9 protein-coding genes and 1 pseudogene are annotated in these 18,910 nt (G+C 60.6%); 6 read left to right on the forward strand and 4 right to left on the reverse strand.

The window, feature by feature from the left end; all coding sequences use genetic code 11:
- Positions 1–449 precede the first annotated feature (449 nt).
- Both TSO5_RS18580 and TSO5_RS18585 read right to left on the reverse strand, forming a co-directional pair.
- The gene (locus tag TSO5_RS18580) at positions 450–2,204 is read right to left on the reverse strand and encodes an ATP-binding protein (protein WP_199230936.1); all 1,755 of its coding nucleotides are present in this window, start codon (positions 2,202–2,204) and stop codon (positions 450–452) included.
- Positions 2,204–3,250, reverse strand: a complete 1,047-nt coding sequence (locus tag TSO5_RS18585; RefSeq protein ID WP_109152943.1) for an SIR2 family protein — start codon at positions 3,248–3,250, stop codon at positions 2,204–2,206. The genes TSO5_RS18580 and TSO5_RS18585 overlap by 1 nt, the downstream gene beginning before the upstream one ends.
- Before the next feature lie 410 nt (positions 3,251–3,660).
- Between TSO5_RS18585 and TSO5_RS18590 the strand changes: the two genes are divergently transcribed.
- The 6 genes from TSO5_RS18590 (at position 3,661) to TSO5_RS33350 (ending at position 16,480) form a co-directional block, all read left to right on the forward strand.
- On the forward strand, positions 3,661–7,242 hold the full coding sequence (locus TSO5_RS18590) for a helicase-related protein (protein WP_109152944.1): 3,582 nt from the start codon (positions 3,661–3,663) through the stop codon (positions 7,240–7,242).
- Positions 7,239–7,715: a hypothetical protein gene (locus TSO5_RS18595; protein WP_109152945.1), complete on the forward strand. Its 477-nt coding sequence runs from the start codon at positions 7,239–7,241 to the stop codon at positions 7,713–7,715. Before TSO5_RS18590 ends, TSO5_RS18595 begins: the two co-directional genes overlap by 4 nt.
- 50 nt (positions 7,716–7,765) lie before the next feature.
- Complete coding sequence (locus TSO5_RS18600; RefSeq protein WP_109152946.1) at positions 7,766–8,539, forward strand: ASCH domain-containing protein; 774 nt, start codon at positions 7,766–7,768, stop codon at positions 8,537–8,539.
- Positions 8,536–11,415 carry a DUF1156 domain-containing protein gene (locus TSO5_RS18605; protein ID WP_109152947.1) on the forward strand — a complete coding sequence of 960 codons (2,880 nt, stop codon included), beginning with the start codon at positions 8,536–8,538 and terminating at the stop codon, positions 11,413–11,415. Before TSO5_RS18600 ends, TSO5_RS18605 begins: the two co-directional genes overlap by 4 nt.
- Before the next feature lie 19 nt (positions 11,416–11,434).
- On the forward strand, positions 11,435–14,785 hold the full coding sequence (locus TSO5_RS18610) for a Swt1 family HEPN domain-containing protein (protein WP_109152948.1): 3,351 nt from the start codon (positions 11,435–11,437) through the stop codon (positions 14,783–14,785).
- 1,254 nt (positions 14,786–16,039) lie between these two features.
- Positions 16,040–16,480 (forward strand): S16 family serine protease, encoded by a 441-nt coding sequence (locus tag TSO5_RS33350; RefSeq protein ID WP_247870821.1) that lies wholly within the window; start codon positions 16,040–16,042, stop codon positions 16,478–16,480.
- Here TSO5_RS33350 and TSO5_RS18620 read toward each other — a convergent pair.
- Together TSO5_RS18620 and TSO5_RS18630 are read right to left on the reverse strand one after the other, a co-directional pair.
- Positions 16,452–17,780 carry a replication initiation protein gene (locus TSO5_RS18620; protein WP_109152949.1) on the reverse strand — a complete coding sequence of 443 codons (1,329 nt, stop codon included), beginning with the start codon at positions 17,778–17,780 and terminating at the stop codon, positions 16,452–16,454. The two genes, TSO5_RS33350 and TSO5_RS18620, sit on opposite strands and share 29 nt — an antisense overlap.
- 738 nt (positions 17,781–18,518) lie before the next feature.
- A pseudogene (locus TSO5_RS18630) lies at positions 18,519–18,830 on the reverse strand (IS3 family transposase); the annotation flags it as partial.
- Between the last annotated feature and the right edge of the window lie 80 nt (positions 18,831–18,910).

An 18,910-nucleotide genomic window follows, 5' to 3' on the forward strand; every position in this document is an offset into this window, starting at 1 on the left:
CCTGCGAGACCTCTCCATCGTCAGTGCGGCTGGTCATACGAGGGCGGGCTGCTGCTGACCGCCTTCAAGCTGCTCGGTCAGTCCGGACCTGTTTCGTCTCCTTGCGGCACCTCGACGTCGTCCGGCAATGCATATGGACGAAGACACGCAGAAAAGAGGGGCGAAGGAAGTGTTAAGCATCAAGTATCCATCAGTATCCGCTAGGTAGAGTTACAGGCTGAGGCTAACTAGAGCTAGTGCTGGTCAATAGCGCTTACCTCGTTGACGATGTGGGGGGCACGCGAAAACTGGATGCCCTCAAGGGATTTGTGCACAGTCAGATAGCAGGTTTGCCCTGGCTTTGCCACCTAGGTTCCCACATAATCCCCCACAGTACCCAACGCTCGGCAGACAGGGGCCAGGTAATCGAAACACCCCTGGGCTTTACGCCGGAGTCGATGCCCCCTTCCCTATGACCGCGTCTGGCGTCGAAGCGATTCCACGGCAGCTCCGATCGCGGCCATGCTGGGCTCACGGGTTCCCCATTCCGTCCAGAAGTTGCGAGTCGCGCTGTCCGGCTCCACAATCGGCCTGTCGAGCTTGATTCGCGACGGCAAAAGGGTCGCATCACCAAGCAGCAGCGCTTCTCCAATATCAAGCAGTGGAAGCATCTCGGTCATGCCAGCCAGGGAATCGGGCATCAGCTTGCGGACCACGCCTTGGTCGGTCTCATTGGTTAGCCGCAAAGACAGAAAGTTGTTGCACTGGCTGAGAATCGTCTTGCTGACGTCAGAGGGACGTTGACTGACCACTAGAAGCGAGAATCCATACTTCCGGCCTTCTTTGCTGATACGCTCAAATGCGCCGAGCGCCTGCTTTTGCACCGCATCGGCATCTTCGCGCGTCGGGAGATAAAGATGCGCCTCATCACACAAAAGGGTAACGGGTGTGCGCTTGGATGGATCCATCCAAAATTGTACATCATACAAAAGGCGAGCGAAAACGCCGGTCACGACGGGTAGCACATCCGCTGGCACCTCCGAGAAGTCGACAACTTTGATACCGGGTCTTCCGTTACCTGAACACAGAAGACGGGACACCGACTCGACGAGCCAGCCATAGCCCAGGGCAGGTGCTGGCGGTTTGAACATGAAGCCGTAACGACGATCATCGATTTTGGCTTCCAATCGCGCGATGAAGCGGGTGAGTTGCCCCTCCCAGTCCCCTTTTACCGGCTTGCCGTCTTTCCCCATTCCTTTTGCTGTGTTGTCATGCCGAAGCTGTCCAAGCAGCAGATCGAGCGGATACGGAATCGGAGAGTCCAGAGTGAATGTCTCCGCGACCGCGCCCTTTCCTTCGTTGACCAGCGTGGCGTGCTTGAGGTCACGGATGTGCAACGAGAAACGAGAGGCTTGGTTCGGAGCGTTGTTGTCACTCCGATCCAAAATCATGGCAAGCATTTCGTCACGGTTGAGCAACCAGTATGGAAGAAAAAGCGCATCGCTCGGCGAGGAAGACAGATCGCCGGGACCGGCTATCCTGAACCGCGCCGCAAAGCCACCCTTTTCGGTGTTGCACAGCGGCGCGTATTCACCATGCATATCCAGGACAATGATGTTCGGATATGCGAGCTTGCTCGCCCGCTCAAGAAGCAGCGCGACAGCCCAACTCTTTCCGGAACCGGTGCTGCCGAGGATGGCGGCATGGCGCTGGAAGAAGCGGTCTCCGCTTGCGATGGCCACTGCCGTTCGGTCGGCCACGAAGTGGCCAAGCTTGAGCCGTTGACCGTCTTCGAGTTCCGCCCCCAACAGTCCCATAAACCGCTGAAGGTTTGCCCCCTCGACGTAGTAGCAGTCCCGATCGATTTGGGGAAAACTGTCAGCTCCGCGTTTGAAGGTGTTGCGACGGCTCCCGTCTACGGTGCGGAAGGTCCCAATGAGAACCGCTTGGAGCTGGTCCGACGTGGTCGGCGCGAGTTCGACAGAACCATCTGCCCCTCCATCGATCGGAATGAGTTCATCCCGCAGGCAGCGCGTTACGCGTTCCACCAAGCCAATTAGGAATTCCTGCTCCGTGGCTCCGCGTATTGCGACAAGGTTGCCCACGCCAACTCGGGTCAAAAGCGACGGATTACGGACTTCAACGGTTGCCTTCCCGGTATCAACCGCTGCGATGACACCAAGGGCGTCGTGCTCAGAGAAGAGCAAGGCTGGTTCAGACAGCATCAGGTCAATACCTCGTCGATGAGTTTGTGAAGATCCCACCAAAGTCGATTGGGAAGAATGTGTTCCTTGCGCAGGGAGAAGATCCGGCTGCCCTCTGCCCCACCATCACCAAGACTGTCGATTGCAGTAACATTGTCGCACGTTATGGCCAGTTCTTGCGCTTTGAGGGAGAGAGAGAAGGTCAGAATCAGGGTTGGCCTACCGGAACGAATTGCCGGGGTGAGGTGGGTCTCAAGATGTTGATCGTTGAACCCATAGCCGAGAACGAGAAAGCGCGAAGCACTGTCAATGGCAGCGTTTGCGCGCTCACGATGCCGGTCGAATGGCCGCTCATACCCATTCAAATACTTATTCGATCCCGGTGTGATGAGCAGCCGTCGCAGGGGAAGATTTCCGGCATAGCGAATCGGTTTTCCATCCTTGAGGTACCAGTCGAGGCTGCCGTGGGGTTTACACAGGATAACCCGAGGCTTGTACACCAGGCGGCCTCCTCGGCCACCTGGCAGAGAGCGGAACTCCCGACACAAGTTCATCCGGCTTTCACCTTCATCCAGCAGTCCGATGGTGTGTCCGGCGAACATGGTGTCTATACCAAGACCCAGCCCGGCGTCTTCAACCGCAACCTCGATGAGGCGATCATAATTGGGAGTGACGACAGGTATGCCATCACTTCGAAGCAAATGCCGAAGAAGTCGTGAAAAGCGTAATGTCCGCGATCCACGCACCACTTCAGAAATGACGGAGGTCTCGTGTGCCTCAATAAAACACCCGGTTTCTGCTACAATCCGCTCCTCCAGCCGCGCACTTGGCGGGTGAGCCAACAGAACGTCCTCAAGCCCGTTTCCAGACGCCAACCCAATCTTAATGTTTTGCCAGAGCGGGGCATCTTCTTCTTCGACATGCGGCGACACTGCCGCCAGTAAATGATCGGACAGCCCTCCCATTCCAGGAATGCCCTCAGCCGCAGATAGGCCGGACCCAACAACGACCAGCAGACCGTCCCGGAAGTGGTCTTGCAGTGACCTCTTCAATTGGTCGAGTTCCATCACCGCGCTCGTCCCAAGCCCAAAGGGGCTCTTGCCCGCCACCGAAGTTACCACTTTTGATGTGGGCAGATGGTAGTGGATTTCCGCCTGGAATCAACCGGCGAGTTCGCAGCAGCAGCCTGTGCCCGACAGAACATACCCCCGTATGCCGTCATCACCTGTTGAAGCAGCAACGATACCAAACCAGGGGAACCTCTTAACGCCAGCGCTCCATCATTTCTCAATAATTCCGAACCCAGACATTCCTTAGCGGCTCTATACCTACCCGTGGCTTGATCCGCGCATCTCGGATCAGCTAGAAAGAGTTACGTGCTTTCGCGATGTTATCGCGCGAGATATGCAATCAGAAGCTAGCATTGCTCCGATGCGCAGCGGAGGTGTCGGCCTGCTACGGAAGGAGTCGGACGGCCATGGCGGCGCTTGAAGATCTGACCCCGAGCGCTTCGGTGCGCGGCATCCTGCCCAGCGGGTTAGTGACGGTGGTGAATGTCCAATGGCACGGATCGGCTGCCGTTGAACTGACCTACAAAACCCCGGAAGGTCGAGTCGCCAACGAATTGCTCTACCGGCACGACGAACCTCGAATCGAGGTGGTGACGGTTGGCAGGCCGTGGAGCTTTGATGGCGGGGGCGACCTCTTCCGTCTGGTGTCCGAGGCCCAGCGCATCCGTCTCGCCCACCTGTTTGATCCGGTCTTGGCGGTCCACACCTCGGTGGTCGAGCCGCTCCCCCATCAGATCACCGCAGTGTACGAGTCGATGCTGCCGCGCCAGCCCTTGCGCTTCCTCCTGGCCGACGATCCGGGCGCGGGCAAAACCATCATGGCCGGGCTGCTGATGAAGGAGTTGATCGCGCGCGGCGACTTGCAGCGTTGCCTGGTCGTCTGCCCCGGCAGCCTAGCCGAACAGTGGCAGGACGAGCTTTACCGCCGCTTCCACCTGCCGTTCGAAATCCTGACCAACGACAAACTCGAAGCGGCGCGCACCGGCAACTGGTTCCTGGAGAACAACCTGGTTATTGCCCGGCTGGACAAGCTGTCGCGCAACGAGGACGTACAGCAGAAGCTTCAAGCCCCGGACTGCCGCTGGGATCTGGTAGTGTGCGACGAGGCGCACAAGATGTCGGCCACCTTCTTCGGTGGCGAGATCAAGTACACCAAGCGTTACCGCCTCGGCCAACTGCTGTCCTCGCTCACGCGGCACTTCCTGCTGATGTCAGCCACGCCGCACAACGGCAAGGAGGAGGATTTCCAGCTTTTCATGGCCCTGCTCGACGGAGACCGGTTCGAGGGGCGGTTCCGCGACGGTGTTCACACCGCCGACGTGTCCGACCTGATGCGGCGCATGGTCAAGGAGAAGCTGCTGAAGTTCGACGGGAAGCCGCTGTTCCCGGAACGGATTGCCTACACCGTCACCTACAAGCTGTCTGACGCCGAGGCGCGGCTCTACCGGGAGGTCACCGATTACGTCCGCGAAGAATTCAACCGCGCCGATGCCCTGGAAAATGACAAACGAGCCGGGACGGTTGGCTTCGCGCTGACCATCCTGCAACGGCGCCTCGCCTCGTCGCCGGAAGCGATCTATCAATCCCTTCGCCGTCGTCGGGAGCGGCTGGAAAGCCGCCTTCGGGAACTGGAGGTGCTGCAACGTGGCGAGGAGGTCGGCAATGTGCTGTCGGTGGGCCGGATGCTCGACGCCGACGACGTGGAGGACCTGGACGATGCCCCCGACAACGAGGTCCAGGCCGCCGAGGAGGAAATCCTCGATCAGGCCACCGCCGCCCGCAGCATTGGCGAACTGAGGATTGAGATCGACACGCTCAAGCGGCTTGAAGCTCTGGCGTCCTCCATCCGCCGGTCGGGTGAGGACCGGAAGTGGCGCGAACTCGCCAGCCTGCTGACAGAAATCTTCACGCCGGTGGTCTGCTCGAATGGGTTCGCCGCGGAACAGGCGCCTTACGACGCCGGTTCCCCTGAGATCGCCAAACCCACGCCGTCACCGCACCAGAAGCTGGTGATCTTCACGGAACACCGCGACACGCTGAATTACCTGGAGACTCGCATCTCGTCGCTGCTCGGACGGCGGGAGGCGGTGGTGTGCATCCATGGCGGACTTGGCCGGGAGGAGCGCAAGAAGGCCGAGGAGGCTTTCAAGCACGATCCCCAAGTGCGTGTTCTGCTCGCCACTGATGCAGCAGGGGAAGGCATTAACCTCCAGCGCGCCCACCTTATGGTCAACTACGACCTGCCCTGGAACCCCAACCGGTTGGAGCAGCGGTTCGGGCGCATTCACCGCATCGGCCAGACCGAGGTCTGCCACCTGTGGAACCTTGTGGCGGAGGAGACACGCGAGGGCGACGTTTACCGCAAGCTGCTGGAAAAGCTGGAACAGGCTCGCAAGTCCCTGGGCGGGCAGGTCTTTGACGTGCTCGGCAAGCTTCAATTCGATGGGATGCCCCTGCGCGACCTGTTGATCTCGGCCATCCGCTACGGCGAGCAACCGGAGGTCCGCGACCGCCTAAACCGGGTGATCGAGAACTCGGTGGAGCGTGATCACCTGCAAGACCTACTGGAGGATCAGGCCCTCGCCCAGGACTCGATGGACGCCAGCCGGGTCTATCGCATCCGTGAGGAAATGGAACGGGCCGAAGCGCGGCGCCTCCAACCCCACTATATCGAATCCTTCTTCATCGAGGGTTTCCGGCGTCTTGGAGGCACCATCAAACAGCGCGAACCGCGACGCTACGAGGTGACACATGTTCCAGCGCCTATCCGCAACCGCGACCGCCTGATTGGCATTGGAGAACCGATTCTGCCCCGCTATGAGCGGATTGCCTTCGAGAAGGCGTTGGTAGCACCTCAGGGACAGACCCTTGCTGCCTTTGTCTGTCCCGGCCACCCGCTGCTCGATGCGGTGATTGATCTGACCCTGGAACGGCACCGCGACCTGCTGCGCCGGGGCACCATTCTCGTGGACGAGCGTGATCCAGGCACCAAGCCGCGCGTCCTGTTCACGATGGAAAGCGCCCTCCAGGACGGCGCGCTCACCCGCAGCGGCGACCGCCGCCTAATCTCCAAGCGCCTGCTCTATGTGGAAATCGACGAGGCCGGACAGGCCCGGCATATCAATTACGCTCCCTACCTCGACTTCCGTCCGCTCAAGGCGGATGAGCCAGGGGTCGAAGCGATCCTCGCCCGACCGGAGTGTGCCTGGATTCACGCGGACCTGGAACGGCAGGCGCTTGGCCACGCCATCGCCCATGTGGTGCCCGAGCATCTGACCGAGGTGCGGGAGCGCAAGTTGGCGCTGCTGGCAAAGACCGAGGCAGCGGTGAAGGATCGGCTGACCAAGGAAATCACCTATTGGGACCACCGGGCGGAGCAGTTGAAGCTTCAGGAACGGGCGGGAAAGCCGAACGCAAACCTGAACTCGGGCGAGGCCCGCAAGCGCGCCGACGCCCTCCAGGCCCGGCTGGAGCGGCGCCTGGACGAGATTCGCCAGGAGCGTCAAATGGCGCCGCTGCCGCCGGTAGCGCTGGGCGGCCTGCTTGTCGTCCCAGCGGGGCTAATCGCGGCGACGACTGGCAAGCCAGCGCAGGTGTCGGCCACGACGGTGGACACCATGGCTGTGGCGGCGAAGGCGCGTGCCATCGTCATAGAGATCGAACGCGGTCTTGGCTTCGACCCGGTAGACCGGGAGTTCGACCGGCTGGGCTACGACATCGAAAGCCGTGTGCCTGGCACTGGCAGGCTGCGCTTCATCGAGGTGAAGGGGCGCGTCACCGGCGCCGACACCATCACCGTGACCCGCAACGAAATCCTGACCGCACTGAACAAGCCCGACGACTACATCCTAGCCGTGGTCGAGTTCGACGGCGCCGACCAGCGTGTCCACTACATCCGCCAACCCTTCCGCCGCGAGCCGGACTTCGACGCCGCCAGCGTCAATTACGGCTTCGCGGAGTTGATCGCCAAGGCTGGGGCCATCGCATGACGCGCGACGAATTGGCCGCCTTTCAGGCGGATAGGGCGAAGACGGACCTGTTCGCGCTCTACTCCCTATGCCGACGTCGTTTCCTGCGCGCGGCGGCCCTGTTGGAGTTGCCACGCGACCGCCTCGGCCCCATCGCGGCCATGGGCGGGTGGGAACCGGTGGAGCTCGCTCCACTGATGCCGGCATGGTCCATTCTCTGCCGACGCTACCGCGAGGAGGGATATGATCCGCAGATCAACCTGTTCGCGCCCTCCGCGTCCACCCCGGCGGAGGCGTGGAGCCACTTCGTGCATCACCGGCTGTTCCCGACGCTAGCGCAGGACGACGAGCTTGTGCGAAACGTCCTGCGCGCCGTCGGGGCTACTCCCTGCCGATCATCTGCCAACGCGGCAGAGGCCCTGTGTCTTCGTCTAACCGAAATGACACTGTCCGATACGCCCTCACCCTGGGCACCCGAAGAGGATATTCAGTGATGGCTGCCGCTCTGACGATGCTCCGCAACCGGTCCTAGCGTGCTGCCGCGATGAAGGGACTGATCATTCGGGAGCCTTGGATCGACCTGATCCTGTCGGGCCGGAAGACGTGGGAGATGCGCACCCGACCAACCTCGGTCCGTGGGCTGATTGCGTTGATCCGAAAGGGCAGCGGTGTGGTCTGTGGCGTTGCCGACCTGGTCGGCTCCCATCCGCCGCTGGACGCAGACGGGCTAGCGGCGACTCAGGCGCGGCATTGCATCCCCCCGACCAAGTTTGAAGAGGTCATCGCCGCCGGTTGGCTGGCACCGTGGGAACTCGCCCGTGCGCGGTGCCTGACCGGTCCGGTTCCTTACCGGCACCCCTCGGGTGCAGTGACCTGGGTGGACCTCTCGCCCGAGGTGACGGCGCTCATCGAGCGGCAGGTCGGTGACGAACCGGTGCCCAGGACCGTCGCGGCAACCACACGGGCACAGGCGGCCTCCCCGCCTCCTACCCACCATGGCGACGGGCATGTTGTCCGCCTGACCGAGGGTGCCATTAGGAATGGCTACATCAGGCTGACGAACGCCTTGCGGCTGTTCCCCGACGACGCCATTGGCGGGTCCAGCAAGGACGCCCTGGCACCGGGGACGGTCACTGTGGAGTTCGACCCCGGCCCCACCATCGTGACCGACATTGCGGGCGACAAAATGATCTTCCGCGACCGGGGCGGCACTCGGGCATTCTTCACCGCTGCCGGGGCGATGCCCGGCGATCAGGTTCACCTTCAGCGCGTCGCGCCGCGCCACATCCGAATCCGAATCCTGAAAGACACCGAATGATGGTCAAGAACCGCAAGAAGCTCATCGAAGTCGCCCTGCCGCTGGAGGCGATCAACAAGGCCAGCGCGCGGGAGAAGTCGATCCGGCACGGGCATCCCAGCACCCTGCACCTGTGGTGGGCGCGGCGCCCCCTGGCGGCGGCGCGGGCGGTGATCTTCGCCCAGATGGTGGACGATCCCTCGGCGTGGCCGGAACTGTTCCCAACCGAGAAGGAGCAGGAGAAGGAGCGCCAACGCCTTTTCAAGATCATCGAGGACTTGGTCCAGTGGGAGAACACCACGAACGAAGAGGTGCTGGAGCGCGCGCGGGCGGAAATCTGGCAAAGCTGGCGGCGAGCCTGCGCCGAGAACGCCGACCACCCGCTAGCCAAGGAATTGTTCGACCGCAACAAGCTCCCTGGCTTCCATGACCCCTTCGCTGGAGGCGGAGCCCTGCCGCTAGAAGCACAACGTCTGGGGCTGGAGGCCACTGCCACCGATCTGAACCCGGTGGCAGTGCTGATCAACAAGGCAATGATCGAAATCCCGCCGAAGTTCACCGGGATGTCACCGGTGAACCCAGAGTCGCGCACCGAGAAGGGCCTGCTAGACCGCGAATGGAGAGGTGCAGAAGGGCTTGCCGAAGATGTTCGCTATTACGGCAATTGGATGCGCGTTGAGGCAGAGAAGCGCATCGGCCACCTCTACCCGAAAGTCGAGATCACGACAGAGATGGCCGCCGAGCGGGTAGACCTGGCGCCGTTGGTGGGGCAGAAGCTAACCATCATCGCGTGGCTGTGGGCGCGCACGGTGAAGAGCCCGAATCCGGCGTTTCGTGACGTGGACGTGCCGCTTGCCTCGACTTTCATGCTGTCCAGCAAGGCTGGAAAGGAAGTCTGGGTCGATCCAGTGATCGAAGGCGGCGGCTATCACTTCGTCGTCAGAACGGGGAAGCCAACGGACGCTGAGGCGGCAAAGAACGGAACTAAGCTGGGACGCGGCGCGAACTTTCAATGTGTGATGTCGGGCGCACCCATCACGCCCGAATATATAAAGGCCGAAGGTCAGGCCGGGCGAATGGGGACCCGGCTTATGGGTGTCGTCGCGGAGGGCGCGCGTGCGCGCGTCTATCTACCCCCTCTTAAAGTCATGGAAAGCTTGGCGAGTGACGCTCGACCCGACTGGAAGCCGGAAACCGACTTGCCAAACGACCCACGGAATTTCTGGACGGTCCAGTATGGCTTGGCCACTTTCGGTGACCTGTTCACCCCCCGGCAGCTTGTGGCACTCACGACCTTTTCGGACGTTGTGCAGGAAGTCCGCACACGGGTCGTACACGACGCTTTGCAGGCGGGGCGTACAAATTCGCCAATGCCTCTTGAAGAAGGCGGCGTGGGCGCGACCGCATATGCCGACGCCGTGTCCGTGTATTTAGGATTTGCGATTAGTAAAGTTGCTAATATCGGCTCCGCCATCGCGTCCTGGATGAACGACCGTGGTGCATTTCGGGAAACGTTTGCACGTCAGGCAATTCCGATGGCCTGGGACTTCGCGGAGTCCAATCCCTTCGCCGATGCAGGCGGAAGCCTGAGCGCGGCCATTGACAAGGGTGCAATGTCTATCCGCGACCTACCCAGAAAAGGGTTCGGGGTTGCAAAGCAAGAGGACGCCCAATCTCAAACTGCCAGTGCAGCAAAGCTCGTGTCCACCGATCCGCCTTACTACGACAATATCGGCTATGCGGACCTGTCGGACTTCTTCTATGTTTGGTTGCGCAAAACACTGCGTGCCGTATTGCCCACCCTCTTCTCAACCCTGGCTGTTCCAAAGGCTGAGGAACTGGTTGCAAACCCATACCGCCATGGCAATAAAGAGGCGGCAGAGGCCTTTTTCCTGAAGGGCATGACTGCGGCCATGCACCGGCTTGCCGAGCAGACCCACTCCGGTTTTCCGGTCACCATCTATTATGCCTTCAAACAGTCGGAAACCGCGAGCGAAGTGGGAACAGCCAGCACTGGCTGGGAAACCTTCCTCGATGCCGTCATCCATGCGGGATTCGCCATAAGCGGCACTTGGCCGGTCCGAACCGAAGGCGCTGGCCGCATGATTGCGAGTGGCACTAACGCCTTGGCCTCATCTATTGTTCTGGTCTGTCGCCAGCGACCCGAAGATGCACCAACGGCAACACGCCGCGAGTTCCTGACCATACTCAAGGCCGAACTTCCCGCAGCCCTTGCGCACCTCCAACGTGGCAACATCGCGCCTGTAGACTTGGCTCAATCGGCCATCGGCCCCGGTATGGCGGTCTACACGCGCTATGCCAAGGTTGTAGACGCCGAGGGCAAGTCTGTGTCGGTCCGCGACGCCCTCGCTTTGATCAACGAGGTGCTGGATGAGGCTCTGGCTGAGCAGGAAGGCGACTTCGACGCCGACACTCGCTGGGCCTTGGTCTGGTTTGAGCAGGTCGGGTTCAACGAGGGCGCATACGGCGAGGCGGAAACTTTGTCGAAGGCCAAAAACATTACGATGTCCGGCCTCGTCCATGCTGGCATCCTTAGCTCCAAGAGCAACAAGGTGCGGCTGTTCCGTCCCGCAGAACTGCCCGCCAACTGGAACCCGGCCACTGATCCCCGCCTGTCCGTGTGGGAGATGCTCCATCACCTGATCCGTGTTCTGGAGGCCGACGGCGAGGCGACGGCGGCCCGGATCGTGGCGACGCTGGGCAACAAGGCGGAAGTAGCGCGCGAACTCGCCTACCGCCTCTACACACTCTGCGAGCGTAAAAAGCGCGCGGCGGAGGCCATGTCTTATAACGGCCTGGTTCAAAGCTGGCCGGAAATCCTACGCCTGTCGCGCGACATTCGACCCGACGTGCCCGCCCAGGGCATGCTGATCTGACCCGAACGGGAGCACCACCATGGCGATGACCAACCAGGAGCGCATCGGTAAGGCGCTCGACCTCTTGCGGGCCGGGCTGGGTCCGTTCGTGGAACGTGAGATCAGCAGCACAGTTAAGCGGAACGTCACCATTCCAGCACTGCCCGCCTTTGCCGAGGACCCCAACACCCGCAACCGCCCTATTCCCGAATGGGACGCTGCCGCCCTGCTGAAGCTGATGTGGGAAGCCTGGAACGAGGTGTTCCGGGCGACGCTCGGGCCGTCTGAACGCGGATTGGTCGGGGAGATTCGCGGCCACCGCAACAACTGGGCACACCAGAAGCCCTTCTCCAGCGACGACGCCGATCGGGCGCTCGATTCCATCACCCGGCTCCTGACTGCCATCTCCGCTCCCCAAGCGGACGAGGTGGGGCGGATGAAGATGGAACTGCGCCGCCTGATCTTCGACGAGCAGATGCGCAGCGAGAAGCGCAAGAGCGCGGGCACCGCCATAGAAAGCCAAGTCACCGGCAGCCTGAAGCCCTGGCGCGAAGTGGTGTCGCCGCACCGGGACGTCGCCAGCGGGCGCTACCAGCAGGCCGAGTTCGCCGCCGACTTGTGGCAGGTCCACCTCAATGAGGGATCGGACGAATACCGCAACCCGGCGGAGTTCTTCCGCCGCACCTTCCTGACCGAAAGCCTCAAGAGCCTGCTGAAAGGGGCGGTGCTCCGGCTGACCGAGGGTGGCGGCGATCCCGTCGTCCAGTTGCAGACCAATTTCGGCGGCGGCAAGACCCACTCTATGCTGGCGCTCTACCATCTGTTCTCCGGATTCCCGCCGGGCGATCTGCTGGGAGTGGACGCCATCCTGCTGGATGCGGAGGTAAAGCGCCTGCCCGACTCAGTGAAGCGCGTAGTGCTGGTCGGCAACAAGATCTCCCCCGGCAACCCGAGTCTGAAGCCCGACGGCACGGTAGTCCGCACCCTTTGGGGTGAACTGGCCTGGCAGCTTGGCGGCGCCAAGGCGTTCGAGCGTGTTCGCGCCGACGACGAGCGGGCAACCAGCCCCGGCGACACACTACGCGAACTGATGAACGAGTACGGCCCCTGCCTGATCCTGATCGACGAGTGGGTGGCCTATGCACGGCAGCTTCACGATGATCCTGACCTGCCCGGTGGTAGCTTCGAAACCCACTTCAGCTTCGCCCAAGCCCTCACCGAGTCAGCCAAGCTGGCGAAGCACTGCCTGCTGGTGATCAGCCTTCCGGCATCGGATACCGCTATCTCGCCGCATGCCGTTGGCGATGATGAGGAGGTGGGCGGCGAGCGCGGACGGGCAGCCTTGGGTCGGCTGCGCAACGTCATCGGACGCGTGGAGTCCTCGTGGGCGCCCGCTAGCACGGAGGAGGGCTTCGAGATTGTCCGGCGGCGCCTGTTCGAGCCGCTGATTGACAAGACGCAGTTCGTGTCACGGGACACGGTGGCGCGGTCCTTCCATGATCTCTATCGGACCCAGCACCAAGAGTTCCCGCCGGAATGCCGTGACTCCGAATATGAGAACCGCCTCAAGGCTGCCTACCCGATCCACCCCGAGGTGTTCGACCGGCTGTACACCGACTGGTCCACCCAGCCGAAGTTTCAGCGGACGCGCGGCGTTCTTCGCCTGATGGCCGCCGTAATCCACAGCCTGTGGGAGAAGGGCGACCGCAACCCGATGATCATGCCGGGCAACCTGCCCATTGACGACCCGCGCGTCCGGGACGAACTGACGCGTTACCTGTCCGACACATGGAAGCCGATCATCGAGAAGGATGTGGACGGCCCCACCGCCCTGCCGCTTCGGATCGACGGCGATGTGCCGAACCTCGGCAAGTTCGCCGCCACCCGTCGGGTCGCGCGCACCGTCTATCTGGGATCGGCGCCTACCTCGACGGCGGCCAACCGTGGCGTGGAAGATCGGCGCATCAAACTCGGCTGCGTTATGCCCGGCGAGTCCCCGTCCCTGTTTGGCGACGCGCTCCGGCGGCTCAGCACCGCCGCGACGTACCTCTACCAGGACGGGGTACGCTACTGGTATTCGACCCAACCGACCGTCACCAAAATGGCGGAGGATCGGGCGGAGCAGTTGAAAAGGAATCCCGATCCGGTCATCGCCGAGATCGAGAAGCGGCTGCGCAATGACCTTCGCGCCACCAGTGACTTTCGCCGCGTCCATCCCTTTCCTCAGTCCGGCGCTGATGTCCCCGACGACACCGATGCCCGGTTGGTCGTTCTCGGAACCGAATATCCCTACAGCAAGGAAGCCGGAAACAAGGCCGAGGCAGCGGCGAAGGCGATCCTGGAATCCCGCGGGAACTCCCCCAGGCTGTTCCGCAACACCCTGGTCTTCCTGGCGGTCGATCAGGCGCGGCTGCAAGACCTCGACGAGGCAGTGCGGCGGTACATCGCCTGGGACTCCATCCTGAGTGAGAAGGTCGAACTGAACCTAGACCCTCATCAGGTCCGACAGGCCGAGACTCAGTTGAGGGCGGCGGATACGACTGTGGTGGCGCGCCTGCCGGAGGCCTACCAATGGCTGCTGGTCCCTGTGCAGGCTTCGCCGCAAGTGGCGATCACCTGGGAGTCCCACCGCCTGTCTGGTCAGGAACCACTTGCCGCGCGCGCGTCGAAGAAGCTGCGGAACGAGGAACTGCTGTTCCCGTCGCTGGCCGGAACACGCCTGCGCATGGAGTTGGACAAGATTCCCTTGTGGCGTGGCGATCACGTCGCCCTTCGTCAACTGGCCGAGGATTTCGCTCAATACATATATCTGCCACGCCTCCGGGACTCGTCGGTTCTGACCGCCGCCGTGCAGAACGGCGTAGAACTGCTGCTCTGGAAGCAAGAGTCCTTCGCCTATGCCGACAGCTACGACGAGATCGGCAAGCGGTATCGCGCTCTTCGTTGTGGAAAGCAGCTTTCCATGGCGTCCGACAGCCTGGAAGGCGTTGTGGTCAAGCCGGACATCGCAGACGCGCAACAACTCGCCGAAGCCGCTGCGGCTGCGGCTGCCCAGCTAGTCACTGCGGGCGGTCAGTCGGAAGGCCCTTCAACGGGCGGTGCAATGCCCATCGTCATCACCGGTGGCACATCCACGGTCACAGCGCAGACACCCGTTCTGCGCCGCTTCCATGCCACGGTTGCACTCAACGCCATGCGTGTGGGACGTGATGCAGGTGAAATCGCGAACGAGGTCATCTCACACCTAGTCGCGGTCGTCGGCGCTGAGGTTAACGTGACGCTGGAGATCGAGGCGGTTCTGCCGTCTGGCGCGAGCGATCACCTGGTTCGGACCGTGACAGAAAACTGTCGAACGCTGAAGTTCACCAGCCAAGGTTTCGAGGAAGAGTAAACGTGCGCAGGCCCCGCCGTCTGACCCGGAGGCGGCGGGGCAGGTATCGACCTTGAAGGAGTTCCATGTACGGTTCTTGTCCTTGAGGGCCATTCAGTGGGTCAGCGTCCGTCCAGGTTCCCACGTCCCGATCTGAGAAGGGCGGCGGGAGATGTTAATGCCCCACCCTGGATGACAGAGCTTGATCGATAGAAGGCCGAGCGCCCGGACGCTGGGTTCGGCATCGTAAGGGCGGCCTTTGTGGTGTTCCCGCGAGGGGCGCTCACGATGCCTGGCGCCTCTCAATCACGCGTAGCCTCGCGGCATCTGCGTACGTGTGAACCGCTACAAGATCAAGGATATGCAACGGATAAGACCTTGCGCGTTTTGAAGCGCGAAAATGTACTTTCGAAACGACGCTAACAAGATCCCCGTTATCGAAACGGTTCGCACAAATTCCGCGTGCGCCAAGAATGATTAGACCATCCAAGTACGCACAAAATTCCGGCACTCCGCCTAGTGAGACTGTGGTCACCAGCAGATCATGCTCCGTCCTAGCCAAAGCAAGAACATCATCGTTCCGGTTCATTGGGCAAGCTACTCCCAAAACACAATGCGGCAGCCGTACATCGTCGAACGTTGCATCTGTTAGCGTCTGCCGACTCTTGCTTCCGCGACCTCTGATTGCCATTTTGTGGAGTCTATCTACATGGTAGACTTTGCTATCATTCACAAACACGATACCTTCCTTTCAGTGAAAAACGTTGTCTGCTGTCATTCGAAGATACGACTTGGCATGGACTTCTATGTAGTCCGCTTGTTCGAGGGGGTTGTTTCTTTGGGTCCGGGCCAACTCACATCTTACTACTTAGATACGCACCGAATCATCTACATCAAGCAGAAGACCGTGCTCATCGAGAATATTCTTTATTTCTTCTTCAAGAAAAAATTTCAATCCCACTGAACACGTTATAATCATCGCCCATGGGCATCTAGGTGGCGGCTAGGTGGCAGCAAGATGATTCCCGAAGGACGGCTTAAGCCGGGCTCTTGCACGTCGTAATCATGGGAACCAGCGATCACCTGGGCCTCCACCGTCTGCAAACTCAGCTTACCGCTGGGAACGGCAAGCTGATCACGTCCGGTCTGGAATCGAACTCGGCAGCGATAGAGGCGCTGCACGTTCGCCTTCGACTTCCTTAAGGCAAACGTGCAGCGGATGAGCGGTTCGGCCAAGGCCGGGGGATCATAAATTACCACCTCCATGTGGTGGAGATGCACACCACGGGCGCGCCCAGGGCCAGCACGCTCGCCAGTTTCATCGCCTTCGCGTCGGGCATCGTCCAAAAGCCGCTGCAAAGTCAGATCGTGGTGCTCAGCGACATAAGCCTGGGCGGCAGCGTCATTCCGGTAGAGAGCCTGGCCGAGTGCCTACAGGTCGCTTTCGACGCCGGGGCCATGCACATCCTGGTTCCCATGTCGAGCGCCGCCGACGTCGCCACCATTCCGGCGGAACTCTTCACGAACTTACGGACGTCTTTTTTAGCGATCCCGTGGACGCGGTGTTCAAGGCGCTTGGCGTGGACTGATGCAGGTGACACAGACGGACCTAACGGACCCGCCGAGCACCTTAGGTCAGGCACTCATTTACCTGGCTCATCACCGAAGGCCCGTCTGCGTCGCACGGCTAAGCTGCCAAGCGCTCATCGTCGTTGATGCTTTGGACCAAGACCGAAGGATTGGCCTTCACATACAAGCGCAACCCACCCAGAGACCGCCCAAAAAGGTGCAATTGAGTGTCCTCAGGGAACAGGACCATTGGACCAGAAAAGCTTGAATGAGGATGCACCGCAGAAGCAACTTCGGAAATATTAGAGTCTAGAACGAGCACCCCGCCTGTTTCAGGCTGTGTCACTTTGGCTGTTACCGCGACCATGTTCGTTACATCATGACATGGCAACCCCTGTCGGTTTTCCGAGGTCAATCCAACACGAAGCACCTCGCTCCAGTACTTTTTGGTCGTCCGCAGCCCGATACCACTGCGTTCCGCCACCAGAGCTTGAGTACACCGTCCTTGCTCCTCATAGATTGACCGGTACGTGGAGATGAGTCGGTCTCGGGTTCGCCCTCGGCGCATCTGACATACGTGCGCTTGGCCGAGTCGTTGTCGCTCCACAAGAGGGAGTGCCGAATCCAGGTTCATGACGCCACGGTACCGTCCGTCCCACCTCTCCCAGACGTACTTTCCCACACTTCGCACAACAGACCGCACTTCGCTGAAGGGGAGCGCAGTAGGGAACCCTCTGTTGACCTCAAGCGCCTCATTCAGAAGAGTCGCCTCAAAATCGCTCCTCGTGTCGAAAGCGTGGCGGTTTCGCCGTGCCCACTCCCCCAAAGCTTCAAAGAGTCTGGTATTTCGGCCATTGCCTTCGGTTGGCCGGGCCGCGTAGGTAAGGTCTAGATTTTCAGCGAACTCCCACAGATCATAGGGCCTCTCCCGAAACGAAAACACTTCGTGGCAAGCATGGAAAGGATTCTTAACCATGAAACCAGTAAAGCTACGATCAGCGCCGATTCTGTGCAAATTGTTGGCGAGACCGGACTGCGCCGACTTCATGAAACGTACCGGCTTCGGCTGAGGTTTGTTGGGGTCCTCCCATACTGGTCTTGCCAACTCGTACATCCAATGAGCTTTTCCTGTCTGGGTATTCATAACCACCAAATTCGGCGGTAATACGAAGTCCATCGCCTCCAGGATCGTGAGGTTGGGCACGCCTTCAGAGCACGGGTAGGGCCGATCAATGTCCACACACAGATAGTGAATCCAGCGCGGCCCATTCGGCTGTATCCGCTCAAAATTAATCGCCTCCCGCTTCGGGCGCTTGCAAGGGGAAGCGTCTCCTTTGTTATCACACCACGGCATTGCGAATAGTTTTTTATTGAACCGCTCCACAACCGGCCTGATTTCTGGGCACCGGGTTCTAAAAGGCGGGCAGGCATCAGCTTTTTTACGCATGAACAACACTCGTCAGATCCAAGGGGAACCATCCCCCTACTAGCAGCGCAAAGCCTGGTGCCGCTCCTCCTTTGAGGATACGAAACACTCACAGGCCACATCCCACTTCAGCGTGAAGCACATCACGATTCCAGAGGTTACACCTTAGGTATGCACAAGCACTATGAACCAGTAGAACATTTTTACCTTGACATAATGCGAATTAACCCTATGAGCAGGCATCATCTTCACGTCCATATTCTTCGTGACGAAGAAAAATCCCTCTGGTTCGGAATATCTAATGCTCACCTGTTTTGCCTCAAGTCGGTCTGCTATTTTTAGAATGGCGATCTGATGTATGTTCTGCATCATACGAGTGGAGGGATTATAGAACGCCAATAGTCCTGTTCCCTGAGGACACTCAATTGCACCTGCGGAATGCCTCCTGCATCCAGATGCGAACGTTCCCTATAGCAGGAAGGTGGCATTGAAGCAGGCCCTCGGCTACCGCTTGCACTATTTGGCAACCGTAAACGTCGGACAACGGCGTTGCGGTGATCACGCGGGTTTCGTGAGCTTGGCGCGACCTGCCGAGGAAATGGACCGCTTATGCGCGTCATAGCTGTCCAGCAACACTTCGTTCAGTGCGGGACCAGCAGGAGCGGATCTCAGCTATCAGGATGTGCTCGTCTCGGCGGGATGCCAGTCCAGTACGTCATTGGGGCGGTCGATCACCAAGTTGCGCAACGGGTAGGGCTAGATCTTGTGCTGCGGGTGGGGCACCGTCATGCGCTGCCGTTGGTAGACTGCCGCCAAGCCCATCTTAGTCACCAGCCGCCGCACCCGCTTGCGCCCGACTTCGTAGCCTTGGCGGCGCAGGTGGCGGGCCATCTGGCGCGAGCCATACCATGGCGATCGATACCAACTCGCACTGCCGGACCATTGAGAGCCGAGGATGCGCGGGTTCGATCATCTCCCGCCTCCGACCAACGCTCATCGACCGGAGGCCTTGCGTAAAAATTTGCGTTCCACCACGAGCTGGCCGAACTTGGCGTGCAGGGTATCGACCTCTATAGCGCGACATTGACGGTGAGGTGCGCGCGTCAATGAGGATGAGGTGACGGTCGCGCTTGGTGTCGCTCATGGTGCTC

The sequence above is a fragment of the Azospirillum sp. TSO5 genome (genome assembly GCF_003116065.1).
GTDB lineage: Bacteria > Pseudomonadota > Alphaproteobacteria > Azospirillales > Azospirillaceae > Azospirillum.